This window comes from Novosphingobium sp. Chol11 (genome assembly GCF_900218065.1).
GTDB classification, from domain to species: domain Bacteria; phylum Pseudomonadota; class Alphaproteobacteria; order Sphingomonadales; family Sphingomonadaceae; genus Sphingobium; species Sphingobium agri.
Genome location: NZ_OBMU01000001.1, coordinates 1,075,627 through 1,088,893 on the forward strand (window position 1 = coordinate 1,075,627; position 13,267 = coordinate 1,088,893).

Sequence of the window (13,267 nt, forward strand, 5' to 3'; positions counted from 1 at the left end):
TGGGGCGGGAAGGGCCAAATTATAAAATGTTGGCGCTCCCATGTCCCCCATGGCGTTGCCATCCCAGGTTGTGGCATAGGCGCTCGCCAGATTTGGGGGTTTCTTCCTTATGGCTGACAAGGACTTTCCGGTAAGGGCGGAGGGCCAAACGGCGCATGGTCCGCTATCCGGGCTCGCGCTCGGGGCGCTGGGGGTGGTGTTCGGGGACATCGGGACCTCGCCGCTCTACGCATTGAAGGAGAGCTTTGTCGGCCACCACCCGCTGGCGGTCGATCCGGTCCATATCTATGGCGTACTGTCCCTGATCTTCTGGACCATGATGCTGGTCGTCACGGTCAAATATGTGTTCATCATCCTGCGCGCCGACAATAATGGCGAGGGCGGCAGCATGGCGCTGCTGGCTTTGATCGGGCGGCGGATGGGCGAGACGCGCTGGACGCCGACGATCGCCGCGCTTGGCGTGCTTGCGACAGCGCTATTTTACGGCGACGCGATCATCACCCCGGCGGTGTCGGTGCTGTCGGCTGTCGAGGGGCTGACGGTCGTGGAAGCGGGGCTGACGCCGCTGGTGCTGCCGATCGCGATCGTGATCCTGATCGCGCTGTTCGTGATCCAGAGCATCGGGACGGCGCGAGTCGGCGCGCTGTTCGGGCCGATCATGGTGGTCTATTTCGTGGTGCTCGCCGTGTTGGGCATCGCCAATATATTGCGGCATCCGGAAATCGTGGCGATCGTCAATCCGTGGTGGGCGCTGCACTTCTTCCTCATCGATCCGAAGCTGGCATTCCTGGCGTTGGGTTCGGTCGTGCTAGCGGTGACGGGGGCGGAGGCGCTTTATGCCGACATGGGCCATTTCGGGCGCAGGGCGATCAGTGTCGCCTGGCTTTACGCTGCGTTCCCTTGCCTGATGCTCAATTATCTGGGGCAGGGCGCGCTGCTCATCGACGATCCTGCGGCTGCGCAAAATCCCTTCTTCCTGCTGGCGCCCGAATGGGCGAGGTTGCCGCTGGTGATATTGGCCACGATGGCGACCGTGATCGCAAGCCAGGCGGTCATATCGGGCGCTTTCTCGGTAACGCGGCAGGCGGTGCAGCTCGGCTTCCTGCCGCGACTGCGGATATTACACACCAGCGCATCGGCGGCGGGGCAAATCTATATGCCGCTCATCAACTGGACGCTGCTGGTGCTGGTCATCATGCTGGTGCTGGGCTTTGGCAGTTCTAGCAATCTGGCGGCTGCCTATGGCATCGCTGTGACGGGCACCATGGTCATCACCACCTGCATGATGGCGGTATTGACGTTCAGCGTGTGGCGTTGGAACCCCGTGGCGGCCGGTCTGGTCATCGGGCTGTTCCTGATCGTCGATGGCGCCTATTTCCTGTCGAACGCCACGAAGATCCCGGATGGAGGATGGTTCCCGCTGCTGGTGGCGGGCGTATCGTTCCTGGTGCTGACGACCTGGGCGACGGGACGGCGGATCATGCGGCGCTATCTGCGCGAAGACGCCATGGACTTGGAGCTTTTCATCAAATCGGCAGGCGCGTCGTTGAAGCGGGTGCCGGGGACAGCAATATTCCTGTCCTCAACGACCGAAGGCGTTCCGCCCGCGCTGCTGCATAATGTGAAGCACAACCGTATTTTGCATGAGCGCAACATCATACTGACGGTGCGGACCGAAGATGTCCCGCATCTGCCCTATGACGGACGCACGAGCGCGGAAGATCATGGCGCGGGCTTTTATCGCCTGATCCTGCGCCACGGCTTCATGGAGAATGTCGATGTTCCCGCCGCGATGAAAGCGGTGCGCGACTGCGGGGGGCCGATCGGCGTTGCCGATACCAGCTATTTCCTCAGCAGGGAGACGCTGGTGCCCTCATCCCGGCCCGGCATGGCGATCTGGCGCGAGCGGCTGTTCGCGTGGATGGTGCGCAACGCGGAAAGTCCCATGGCCTTCTTCAAGCTGCCGACGAACCGCGTGGTCGAACTGGGGTCGCAGCTGGAGATTTGAGAGGCGGCCAGGATTGAAGTCTCGGGACGTGCCTTTTTATCGTTAGATTTCTGTTCACTATATTCGCTTATCAGGCATCGGGCTAAAAGAGGCTGTCGGGTGCTCAAGTCATTACAAATCGGGTATAAGCCTCGCGAGGCGCGCCAGCCGGTGTTGATCCCGGCGCGGATGAACACTGGCCCAAGCTGGACAGAGGTGGTCATCCACAATCTGTCGTCCGGCGGTGCACTGCTGGCATGTGATGACGCCCCGAACCGCGGCACCTATGTCGAGATCAGGCGCGGAAAGCAGACGATCGTGGGGCGGGTGGTCTGGCGGAAAGAGCGATTTTTCGGCATTCAGGCGCAGGGCAGGCTGGACGTCGCCGCCATAATCAACGAGCCGCGCCTTGCGTCGCGACCGAAATCGGCAAACGATCCTGGCTCTGCCTACGAGCGGCGTTCACAGTCGAGAATGGAGGCTGACGCGCAGATCGCGCGCCAACTCGAAAATAGCCGCCGTTGGTCAGCCGCATTCCAGTACGGCATATTCCTCGTCCTCGCCCTGAGCGCGGCGGGCCTGGCCGCTACCGAGGTCTACCAGCTGCTCTCGCACCCGCTTTCGCAGGTGCAAAGCCACCTCTAATATTCTGAGGGGCTGAGCGATGCAAAGCGCGCTCCTCGCGCCATTCGCCTCACGCGGCTGGCTGGTTACGACGTTAACCTTCTTTTCATTGAACTTTTTCCCGTGCCCAGGCTTTACCGCGCTTCAAATGCGGACGGGAACTATTCGTAAACCATGAATGTAAATGAGCAGGCGCGCTTCCAACAGTTGGCGGAGCGTAATCAACATCTGGCGTCGCGCGCAGACAGTCCGGACATCCGGAAGGTGCATGAAGCCTGGGTGACATTCTACAAGAAGCTGGCCGCTAATGCGATCAACTGACGCTGCCAAATTTCTGCTGAAGCTTAAAAATGGTAGCGGAGGAGGGATGAGAAAACCGCCATAAACCGTTGGAATTAAGTGACTATTTTATTACGCCATTGTGATTTGACAACATTTTGACAACAGAAATTGAGCCACGATGACGCTGGCCTTCCCTCATAACCATCCTGTAGTCGCCACGCCGAGGCAGGGCGCTTCGCGCCAGACTGTGAGGCAGCGGTGAAGGCCGCCGTGACAACTACTGGTTCGGTTGAACTAATGCTCGATTCACTGAATAAGGCGGCCAAAGCCTTCCGGCGCTCGATAGGGAGGCTCAATCTTGGCGGATGACGCTCTCGCCTCATCGTATTTTTTCGCTTCCTTGCGTTCTACAGCTCGGATCATGAACTTAGATTGCAATTCGACAAGGCTGTAATCACCGCGGACCACTTGAATGATCCTCACGAGTACGAACGCCAAGCAGAAGCCGAGCGCTGCCGATAAGGCGTGGTCGGCAATGTAGCGAGTAGTGGGAAGGCCGTATTGGGCGAATAGGTCATGCACCCGGTCGGCGAAGGTGATCGCAATCATTGTCGCCAAAATGAAACCGATGAGGGCCTGGAGGGAGCGCATGATCTGTTTGATCGCGGTCGCTACTTGTCGGATCTCTTCCACTTCAAAATGATCGGCGTTGGTGAAGGGTAAACCACGCGCGAGCCGGACCATCACCGCAGCGGCAATTACCGAGAACGCGGTCAGAAGACTTGACCGCGCATCGCTCCAAAAATCCACAGGTACAGCGAACCATGCTGCGATAGCAGCGGTCATCGGAACCGCTAGGTTTTTAAAACGGGCGGCCATGATACCAAACCGTAATCACAGTGTGATTTTCCCATCATGGATAAACCGCCGATGCACTTCGGCCATTTGTTCGCGAGCATGCTCAAGGTTCAAAAGGCTGCTATTGTCACTGATTTTTCTTACCGACATATCAGCAGACAGACGCGCGTCATCTCCTTTGATCTCGCCGTATTTGTCACGAACCTTGATCTCGCCATCGGGGATGTTTCGCAAGCCGCTCTCAAGGTTGCGCATAAACTCTTTCTGGATTTTGCGCTTCTTGGCACGATAACCTATGTTCACCGTCACGTCCAGAGCTGCATCTTCGGGCATCGCGTCGATGATTTTCTGCGCTTCAACTTCTCCTAGCAGGTCATTCAGAATTTGCCGCCCTTTGGCGAAGCTCGCCTTCACCTTGTCTGCAATGCTCTCGTGAGCATCAACTTCCACGACCTTTTGTTCAGGTTCGCGAGCATCAGCAGTCTCTGGCACTAATCCTTGGGGTTTGTCGTTCATGTCCATGTTCAACATGACTAGCGACAGCCACCTGTTTCGTACCGCCGCGCAATTGGCGGAGGACGGCTTCCGGAGGGATGGGGCCAATTGGCTGCGCGGTTCCGCCCTTAATAGTGATGGGCAGCAGAGCCTGAGTGCGCACGCGTCAGCTGGTGGACAATCCGCGCTTAACTTGAAACTATCCACCGGTAGGCCCGCGATGAACGCGCCGCAATGTTACGTTCCGCTTTACGAAGCGAAGATGACAAACTTCTACGATCCTCGATACGCTTCGTATGGCGACAGGGAAGATCGTGGGTTTCGAGTGCTTCCGGAAACTGGTGAGCACGATCACGGCGATCCAAGCTTTGAAGCAATGCCGTTTTATTGGGTCTCAGATAGTCAGGTTATTGTTCGTTCAGTGGGCCATAAACCAAAATTCTGGATCGTTTTCAACAAAGTGACTGGAATTGGGAATGAGCGGACATTTATATGCTGCCCAATCCCGAGCTACGGGTCTGGTGATAGTTTAAATCATGTCGTTTTTGGCGGAGATGCAAGTTTATATGCAATATTTCTTGCAAATTCATCGGCATTGATGGCGGACTATATTGCAAGAATTAAAATTGGCGGAGTTAATATTAACTACTTTCATGTCAAACAACTCCCCATTCTCCCACCTCAAGCTTACAGCAAAACCGACCTCGCCTTCATCGTCCCGCGCGTGCTGGAGCTGAGCTACACCAGCTATTCCATGACCCCGTTCGCCCGCGATCTGGGCTATGAGGGCGAACCCTTCGCATGGGACGAGGACCGTCGCGCACAGCTCCGCGCACAGCTCGACGCCTGGTACGCCCTCGCCTACGGCCTTACCCGCGATGAGTTGCGCTATGTCCTCGATCCCAAGGATGTCATGGGCGCGGACTATCCCAGCGAAACCTTCCGCGTCCTCCAGAAGAACGAAATCGCCAAATATGGTGAATATCGTACCCAGCGCCTTGTCCTCGCCGCCTATGACGAACTGACCGCGCAGGGTATGCGGCCGAGGCTAGAAGGGTGTCGATGATGACGCGGTCCACCAGCGTCCGCAGCCGCCCCGTCCACCCGATTTACCGCTCCGAGCTACAGCAGGCCGCGTATAACCACGGCTTCCGCAAGGAAAATGGCGAGGCGGATGGGTGGCTCTATTTTCGGTCTGGCGATGGTATTCCCGGGGAAATTGCACTCGCCTCCGGCAGTGAGGAAGGGGGGGCGCCGTGGTTCCTTGCCGTGGAACATGCCGGCGTCGCCGCAAAGCTGCGTGGCGAGTTTCCTGCGGCCCTGGCTGAACCCGGACCAGGCCAGTTCCGCGGCGCCTTCGCCTTCTCCGATCAGGCCGAGATGCGCCAGGCCCTCAGTCGCGCCTTCCATCTGGCCCGTGCGCTTCCGACCTTTCCGCTGTCCCAGTTTGAAGCCGATGTGGCGAGTCTGGGCGACACCGAGGTGGAACGGATTACCCGCGAACGGATCGGACAGGGCTATTTCCGGGGCGCCCTGCTCGATTATTGGAACAACAAATGCCCGCTCACGGGCATCTCCGAGCGTGCGCTGCTCCGCGCAAGCCATATTGTGCCCTGGTCGCGGTGCGAAAGCGATGAAGAAAGGCTAGACGTTTTCAACGGCTTGCTACTCGCCGCACACTGGGATGCCGCGTTTGATGCCGGTCTCGTGAGCTTTGACGACGGGGGCAGAGTGCTCATCAAATCAGACCTCGATGCAGCAGTCGCCAATTTGCTTAGGCCTGACGGAGCTGCACCATTGCCCTTGGTTGATGCTCATCGCCAGCAGCTGGCTTGGCACCGTAGGTACTTTGGGTTCGAATAACGATCGCGGCTCCGAAAAGCGAATTGTCAGCCTGACGATCTGGACTTACAAAATGGCGTAACGTTCATTACGCCATTTTGTAGGAGCTCGCTTGAAGGCTGTCGCGTATTACCGGGTCTCAACCGCGACGCAGGGCAGGTCAGGCCTTGGCCTTGAAGCTCAGCGTCGAGCTGTTGAAAATCTATGCCGTTCTCGAGGATGGGAATTGGCGTCTCCACCTTTTTTGGAAATAGAGAGTGGGAAGCGCTCTGATCGTCCAGAGTTACGAAAGGCGCTGCACCGCGCAAACGTGACCGGCGCGGCTTTGGTGGTCGCCAAGCTGGACCGCCTATCGCGAAACGTCGCGTTCTTAGCTACGCTGCAAGAAAGTAATGTGAAGTTCGTTGCTGCTGATATGCCCGAGGCGAACGAGTTGACGGTCCACATCATGGCTGCAGTGGCGCAAGCGGAGCGCAAGGCCATTTCGAAGCGGACGCAGGAGGCGTTGCAGGCGGCCAAAGCCCGGGGCCAGATATTGGGCAACCCGAATGGTGCGGCCGCACTAAGGCGCGCCGCAAAGGGCAATGCGGACAGCATCGAGTCGATCAAGGCCGGTGCGGCATCACGGGCGCAGCAACTGTTCCCCATAATCGACGAGATGCGAAATCAGGGCATTACGTCCAGCGCAGCGTTAGCAAGAGCGCTTAACGAGGGAGGCTTTGTTACTGCTCGAGGCGGCCGATGGCACGCATCAACGGTGCGTAATTTACTAAGGCGCCGAATCGCAATTTGACGCTCTTGAGAACGCCCACGTCCGCGCTTAGCAATAATTCGCTCCTGCATGTCGAGCTAACCGAGAGCGGCTCCAACAATGCTATCATCCCGGGCTGGAACTTGTGGACCAAATCTTTCGCGACAAAGGGACTTGCCCGTCAGCGTTGAGCACGAATAAGGGCAGCAGACCAAAAAAACCGCCGCCATCCTCCCGGATGCGGTGGTCGGCGTTCGGCAAACGCGGTGTTGACTGGCGACAACGTCGGCCATTCGAAGGCGATGGTCCGAGGGGGTAAGTAACGTGGGGGGTGAGCTTTGAAAATCTCGACAGCCTTGGAAAAGATTGACGAACAACAGCTTTTCGTCCCCGCATTTCAGCGGGAGTATGTCTGGAAGCGCGATGACGCGAAGCAGCTTATCGACTCTCTCATCAAAGAATACCCAACTGGAACGATGCTCACTTGGGAGACGGCTAATCCTCCCGAGCTGAAGGGGCCGTACAAATATAATGAAAAGCAGGGTGCGGTCCGCATTTTGCTTGACGGCCAGCAGCGCATTACCACGCTATACATGCTCGTCCGCGGTCATATACCGCCTTATTATACCGCAGCCGAAATCTTGAACGACACGCGGGGCCTGCATGTCAACGTCGAGACCAAGGAGCTGGCGTATTTTTCCAAAAACAAGATGGAGAACGATCCGCGCTGGCAGAACATAACCGACATTTTCCAGCGTAAAATCCGCGCAAAGGATATCGTGCGGGAGTTGGAGGCCAAGGGGGAAACGGTCTGTCGCGAACGCGATGACATTATGGACGACAACACACGCGCTATAGAAAATATTCTTGATCGTGAGTTTCCCGAACAGACCATTCCCGTGCGGGCCAGCGTTCGTGAGGCGATCGATATTTTCTACAAAGTCAACGCTAGCGGCGTTTCCCTCACCGATGCCGAACTCGCACTGGCCCAAATTTCCGGCTACTGGCCGGAGGCTCGCGACGTCTTTAAAAAGAAACTGTCGCAGCTGGCCGACAAGGGTTTTGTTTTCAAGTTAGACTTCATTGTGTATCTGCTTCTCGGGTGCCTCTATCATCTCGGGTCGGAGATGAAAAAGCTGCACGATGCAGAAAACGAGGAAAAAATCCGCGCTGCGTGGAAGATATTGGACGATCAGGTGCTAGATTACGTTGCCAGCATCTTACGCTCGCATGCTTTCGTCGACCACACCGATGAGATCAATTCTGTTTATGCGCTGATCCCGATCATTGTATATTGCTTTGATAAGGGCGGCAAGCACCTGACAGATGCCGAAATTCGCAAGCTGGTGAAGTGGTTCTACTACTCCCAGATCAGGACGCGCTATGTCAGCCAGCTCCCGCAAAAGCTCGATCGCGACCTCCGCATTATCAAAGAATCCGCCAATCCCTTCGATGAGCTGTTGGCGGTCATAGATGAGGAGCGCCGGCTAGAAATCACCCCGGAAGAGTTTGTCGGCAGATCAATTTCTCATCCGCTTTTCGGTCTGCTCCGTTGGTATCTAAAGAGCCGAAACGCCGTCTGCTTTACCACGGGCGTCGCGCTACGACAGGCAATGGGGCGGAGATATGCCCTAGAAAACGACCATATTTTTCCCTATTCGAAGCTGAAGGCGCACGGGTACGGGCAGGAAAACCGCTTGAAATACTCCCTCGCGCAAGAGCTTACGAACCGCGCGATCCTCACGCAGTTCGCCAATCGCGCCAAGGGCGCGATGGATGCCAAGGCATATCTCGCCGATGTGCAGGGCCGGTTTCCGGATGCGCTCGCCCTGCAGTGCGTCTCTGAGGACCCCGAACTGTGGGAAATCGATAATTATGAAACCTTCTTGCAGCAGCGGCGCATCGTGCTCGCGACGAGGCTCAACGAGTTCCTCTCCCGCATCACGGAAACTAAGCCGCCTGAGGCGGCGATCACGTTGGAAGAGCTGATAGCCGAGGGCGAGGACGACGAGCTGGAATTTAAATCTTCGCTTCGCTGGGATATTGTAGAGCAGGTTCTAAACAGGAAGCTTGAGGACGTGGTGGTGAAGACCATCGCGGCCTTCGCTAACAGCCAGGGCGGCACACTTCTGATCGGTGTGAAGGACGACGGTGAGATTTTGGGGCTGGAGCCCGATTATCTGTCACTCGGCGGCGTGGATCGCGACAAGTTCGAGCTGCATCTGCGAAACCTACTAAATGCGGCTTTTGGCTCGGCGTTTATAGCCAGTAAGGTCAAGATCTGCTTCCCTGCCGTTAAGAACCTCGAAGTTTGCAAGGTCGATGTTCAGCCGTCGAACAAACCCTTTATACTGAAGGTGAAGGACAAAAATGGCGCTGTACTAGAAAAATTCTATGTCCGTAGCGGCAACTCGTCGCAGGAGGTCTCGCTCGCCGAGATGCCTGCCTATTTGATCGAACGCTTTCCCCAATAAGCAATGATCGTTACAGCTGCGCTCTGCTATTTGGTAATAAATTGACTGGCCGCCATGTATCTGCAATTTCTGCAAGCAGAAGAGATAGTAGCCTCGAAGCGATGATCACCCCAAAAGTTGACGTTCCAGACCTTCCCAAATGCGAATGCGGTGGTGAGATTCCGGCGCATGTCACTAGCTGCGTCGTATGCGCCGAAAGTGTCGGGTTCCCGAACGTGCGCTATGCGGAGCGTGCTGTGGAAGTGGCTGCGCTCGATCAGCGTTTCGCTGATGCTAAGATATCGGCGGGCGCACGGGGGAGCCTTGAGAGGCTGGAAGCGTTCGGAACGGCGGTGGACAAATCGGAGGCTGTGGTGAGCCGTTCGCTGGGCGACTTGGACGTGATGTTGTCAGGCGGGGGGAAGCTGATGCAGGCGTACCATCCCGCCGTTCGAGCCGGCCTGCGCGTACCGCAAAACAATGAGCACGACCCCATGCGGGATGTCAACGACGCGAGGGTCAGCCCTCACTTCTACGATCGCCTCCATTATGCTGCACTATCGCTCGATCGGAGGGGCGTGCCGCATTACGGAGACTGCGCCATTACGCTGAGGGAGGATCGGACCGCGAAGCGCACGACTGTCTTCGAGGAGAATCCCGTCGTCTTCAATGGGAAGCATCCATTGGGCAAAGGCCGTCCGCTCCCATATGGATACCGGGCTATCTGGAGAAGCAGAAGTAGGCTGGCGGTCGCCAAGCTCCATGCTAAGATAGAAGCTACCACACAGGACGGAGAGTTTGCCGGTATTCTCATGCAGAAGGCGCCTGTCCCAGAGCAACTCGCTGAGCCGGTCGATGCCGCCGAAGGCGCAGCCGTTGAAGCAGACCTGACCGATTTCATCGAGGTGCACGTCTACGGCGACCTTCACCCCGGTGCGTTCGCGCACGTATCGGCTGAAATATTGGACGACCCCATCGAACAACTCTTGTGGGACCGGGCACAGCAGCGTCTGGGCGATTTTGGCATCACATTCGAGGAGGTCAGTGCATGAAAGCTCGAATCTCTGGACGAGCCGCCGCCTTCGCTGTCAAGGTAGCCGACGGCTGGGAGCTCGGTCGACGTGGACGGACTAACCGCTTCAAGGTCGAGGAGCTGGATGTCACCCGTGCGCTAGGTGGCACCCCTGACGTCATAGAGATCGATGCGAAGAATGTCGCGGAGGTGGAGCGGCGGCTCGAGACCGAGTGGGCGAAGCACCGCGCTTTACGCCTGACGATCATGCTTCTTGACCCTGCGGAGCGGGTCGAGGGGCTCGACGACGTCGCAGCGATGCTCGAAACCCTCCTTACGAATCGATACGTCGTCGAATTCATTGAGAGCCAGTTCTGCCAACAAGAGCTTCCGCCTGAGAGCGGGATCGAGCGAGCGGTTGCCCTTGCCGCGGATCACCCGCTGCTGGCCGCCATGTTTGAACGCATCCAAGAATGGCAAACCGCGGTTCAGCAGGTCTGCGCCAGCTTCGAGACTTTGGATCCTAAGCTCTTCGGCGGCGAGGACGAAAAGGCTGAATACCGCGAGGCTGCCATTGCATCGGGGGCATTCCGGTCGCTCGCGAAGTCTACTACCGATGGCAAGCTATCTGACGCTGCCATATTCGAACTGCACGGGCAGCTCCGTAGGCTTGGCAACGCTCGCGCGATTGTGCCGGAATGGACTTCGGCTTTCCAACGCGTAGCCGTCGAGCGGCCTCCACTTCCTCCCGATCTCGCTGAGGACTTCGAGCACGATGTCGCCGATTTTGGCGGCGGGCCGGGGGCGCATCAGCGTCTACGGAACGCCTTGGAGCAGCAACACGCCATTCTCGCGAGGGTCGCCGATGGTGACTACGAAAACGCCCGTAAGTTCGCCCGCGAACTCGCCCAGCGACAGCTGGCGTCGAACGATCGTCACTATCTAACGAAGTCTCTCACCCGCCTCAGCCAAGGCGCGCGGGAGATGGAAGCTTTTGAGCTTGATCTGGAGTGGTCGCATGAGGCTGTTGGATGCAATGCCGACGACGCCCGCGCCCACACTCAGTATGCCGACGCATTGCTGCAAGCCGGGCGTTACGACGATGCGATTGAGCAGTTCCGCCGGGCGGGAGAACTTGGCGAGCGTGGGTATGCCGCCACAGGTTATGCCAGAACCATGCGTCACCTCGGCCGCTTCGATGAGGCACTTCAAGCCTATGGTGTGGCGATAAGAGACCATCAGGGCACAGAGCACGAAATCTATGCGCTCGTCGGTACGTCCAACGTCATGGCCGACAGAGGCAACATGGAAGCCGCAGTCGCTCATGCAAGTGAGGTGGCCGCACGCTTCCCCGGCGAGCATGTGGCCCGCCTCAATCTCGCGACCCTGCTGACCCGTCGAGCGCGTTTCCAGGAGGCTTGGCATGAATTTCTCGAGGCGGAGAAGCTCTGCAAAGACAAATCTCCGGTTCTTAGCGGACTCGCCGAAATCTGTCGCCGGACCGGGAGACTGGAGGAGGCTCGTCGGCGCTTCGCCGATATGGCACAACAGTACCCCCGCAACGTCCGGGCCCGAATCGGCCTCATAGACACTTTGCGCTCACTCGGCGAGTATCGCCAGGCGGTGATTTACGCCAGACGCACGTCGGAACTGTTTCCAGGAAGCGTCCGGGCGGCTGGACGTCATGCCGAAATCTCAAGCCTGCTTGGCCGCCATGCGCCGGCGCGACAAATCCTTGCGGAGGCGATTGCAAAGTTTCCTAAGGATTCTTGGCTGCCGCTCGTGCGGGTCGCCGCCTACCGGAGGGAAGGGCGCTATGACCGGGCGTTGGCGGCTGTGGAGGATGCGGTGGCAAAGTTCCCATATAGTCGCCGACTGGCGCTGTTGCGTGCAGAGATGCTGAGAAGGCTTGGCAAGCTCGCAGCTGCTCAGGAGCATTACCGTAGGCTCATGGAAGCCGACCAGACGGATGTGAAGGCGCGCAATGGCCTTGCTAGCTTGCTCATCTTGGACAATCAGGCCGAGCTCGCGGAGCGGCTGATTGATAATGACAATCCGCAAACAGAGGATGAGTGGCGGTCCTTTCTCCTCAAGGCAACACTGGCCGAGCGGCGCGACGATATAGGCGGGGCAAGAGAGAGGATACATTGGGCGGTTGAGAACTGTCCCTTTTTTGCCGAACGCCGGCTCTTCGTCGCGGCTGCGGCGAAGCTCGCTGCGAAGTGCCGCAGCGCGCGAAAGGCTCCCAACGTGCCAATCCTACCGGAGCGAGACATCTGTAACCTCATCTCGTTCCAGATCGCTGCGATCACCAAGAGCCATCACGCCGGGAAGGCCTACACCGCTCTATCTCGAAACTTGCCCGAGCGTTATGGAGTCCTACGTGAAGAGATTGCGAGAAATTACGGCATTTCTAAGGAGAAGCCGCACCACTCCGCCGCTTGGGTCGCCAGCCGTCTGAATGACGAGTTTCTGCTCGCGGCGGCGTGATTGCCCGACCTCTGCGAGTCCAGCTTCCGCGTCCGAATTTAGTTCGGTTTGATTTTCCCCTGAACTGCCGGGTAGAGGGGAATATGGGAATGTCCCAGAATGAGCCAATGGCGACCTCAGCGTGTCTGCGTCAAGGCAAAACCGGACATCTCGCGGACCGGTGAGAAGTGGCGCAAAGGTGTCGTCCGTGTAAACGCGTTGCTCCCGCCTACAGCAGAGCGCCGAGCAACAAAATTATTGCTTTGTCTCCGTCACCGGCGGGGTACGAGAAGCATCCGCAGACAGCGCGCTTCGGATCATATCCGCGGCTGCTTTGCGACGCTCTTCGCTGGTCAGATCGCGGAAAGAGCCGCCGGTCTGTTGAAGACTGACGTTTCGCGCGTTGGTGAGCACTCCACCTACTTCCTTTGCCGCCTGCTCCAACGTCGCGTTAGCCAAGACCACATTTCCAACCTTTATTGCGCGGTCATAGT

The 13,267-nt window shown here is 57.8% G+C and carries 12 protein-coding genes; 9 read left to right on the forward strand and 3 right to left on the reverse strand.

Annotated elements, in window-relative coordinates:
- Positions 1 to 109 precede the first annotated feature (109 nt).
- From NCHOL11_RS05405 to NCHOL11_RS18150, 3 genes are all read left to right on the forward strand, one after another.
- Complete coding sequence (locus NCHOL11_RS05405) at positions 110 to 2,008, forward strand: potassium transporter Kup (protein WP_097091399.1); 1,899 nt, start codon at positions 110 to 112, stop codon at positions 2,006 to 2,008.
- Positions 2,009 to 2,107: 99 nt separating this feature from the next.
- A complete protein-coding gene (locus NCHOL11_RS05410; protein ID WP_097091400.1) occupies positions 2,108 to 2,632 on the forward strand; it encodes a PilZ domain-containing protein in 525 nt (174 codons plus the stop codon).
- Between the two features lie 153 nt (positions 2,633 to 2,785).
- Complete coding sequence (locus NCHOL11_RS18150; protein WP_176502185.1) at positions 2,786 to 2,932, forward strand: hypothetical protein; 147 nt, start codon at positions 2,786 to 2,788, stop codon at positions 2,930 to 2,932.
- A gap of 267 nt (positions 2,933 to 3,199) precedes the next feature.
- Here NCHOL11_RS18150 and NCHOL11_RS05415 read toward each other — a convergent pair whose 3' ends face one another.
- Together NCHOL11_RS05415 and NCHOL11_RS05420 are read right to left on the reverse strand one after the other, a co-directional pair.
- On the reverse strand, positions 3,200 to 3,772 hold the full coding sequence (locus NCHOL11_RS05415; RefSeq protein ID WP_097091401.1) for a hypothetical protein: 573 nt from the start codon (positions 3,770 to 3,772) through the stop codon (positions 3,200 to 3,202).
- A gap of 15 nt (positions 3,773 to 3,787) precedes the next feature.
- Positions 3,788 to 4,267, reverse strand: coding sequence for a hypothetical protein (locus tag NCHOL11_RS05420; protein ID WP_141397811.1), 480 nt, complete (start codon positions 4,265 to 4,267; stop codon positions 3,788 to 3,790).
- Between NCHOL11_RS05420 and NCHOL11_RS18005 the strand changes: the two genes are divergently transcribed.
- The 6 genes from NCHOL11_RS18005 (at position 4,266) to NCHOL11_RS05450 (ending at position 12,794) form a co-directional block, all read left to right on the forward strand.
- Entirely contained in the window at positions 4,266 to 5,312 is a 1,047-nt protein-coding gene (locus NCHOL11_RS18005) for a hypothetical protein (protein WP_176502187.1), read from the forward strand. The genes NCHOL11_RS05420 and NCHOL11_RS18005 overlap by 2 nt on opposite strands.
- Positions 5,312 to 6,109, forward strand: a complete 798-nt coding sequence (locus NCHOL11_RS05430) for an HNH endonuclease (protein WP_255254727.1) — start codon at positions 5,312 to 5,314, stop codon at positions 6,107 to 6,109. The genes NCHOL11_RS18005 and NCHOL11_RS05430 overlap by 1 nt, the downstream gene beginning before the upstream one ends.
- A 91-nt stretch (positions 6,110 to 6,200) precedes the next feature.
- Positions 6,201 to 6,881: a recombinase family protein gene (locus NCHOL11_RS05435; protein ID WP_097091405.1), complete on the forward strand. Its 681-nt coding sequence runs from the start codon at positions 6,201 to 6,203 to the stop codon at positions 6,879 to 6,881.
- 314 nt (positions 6,882 to 7,195) lie between these two features.
- The gene (locus NCHOL11_RS05440; protein ID WP_255254728.1) at positions 7,196 to 9,313 is read left to right on the forward strand and encodes a GmrSD restriction endonuclease domain-containing protein; all 2,118 of its coding nucleotides are present in this window, start codon (positions 7,196 to 7,198) and stop codon (positions 9,311 to 9,313) included.
- 101 nt (positions 9,314 to 9,414) lie between these two features.
- Positions 9,415 to 10,344, forward strand: coding sequence for a hypothetical protein (locus NCHOL11_RS05445; protein WP_097091407.1), 930 nt, complete (start codon positions 9,415 to 9,417; stop codon positions 10,342 to 10,344).
- Complete coding sequence (locus NCHOL11_RS05450) at positions 10,341 to 12,794, forward strand: tetratricopeptide repeat protein (RefSeq protein WP_097091408.1); 2,454 nt, start codon at positions 10,341 to 10,343, stop codon at positions 12,792 to 12,794. The genes NCHOL11_RS05445 and NCHOL11_RS05450 overlap by 4 nt, the downstream gene beginning before the upstream one ends.
- 234 nt (positions 12,795 to 13,028) lie before the next feature.
- Here the strand turns inward: NCHOL11_RS05450 and NCHOL11_RS18330 are convergent.
- On the reverse strand, positions 13,029 to 13,267 hold a 239-nt coding region (locus tag NCHOL11_RS18330; protein ID WP_217991043.1), incomplete at its 5' end, for a hypothetical protein.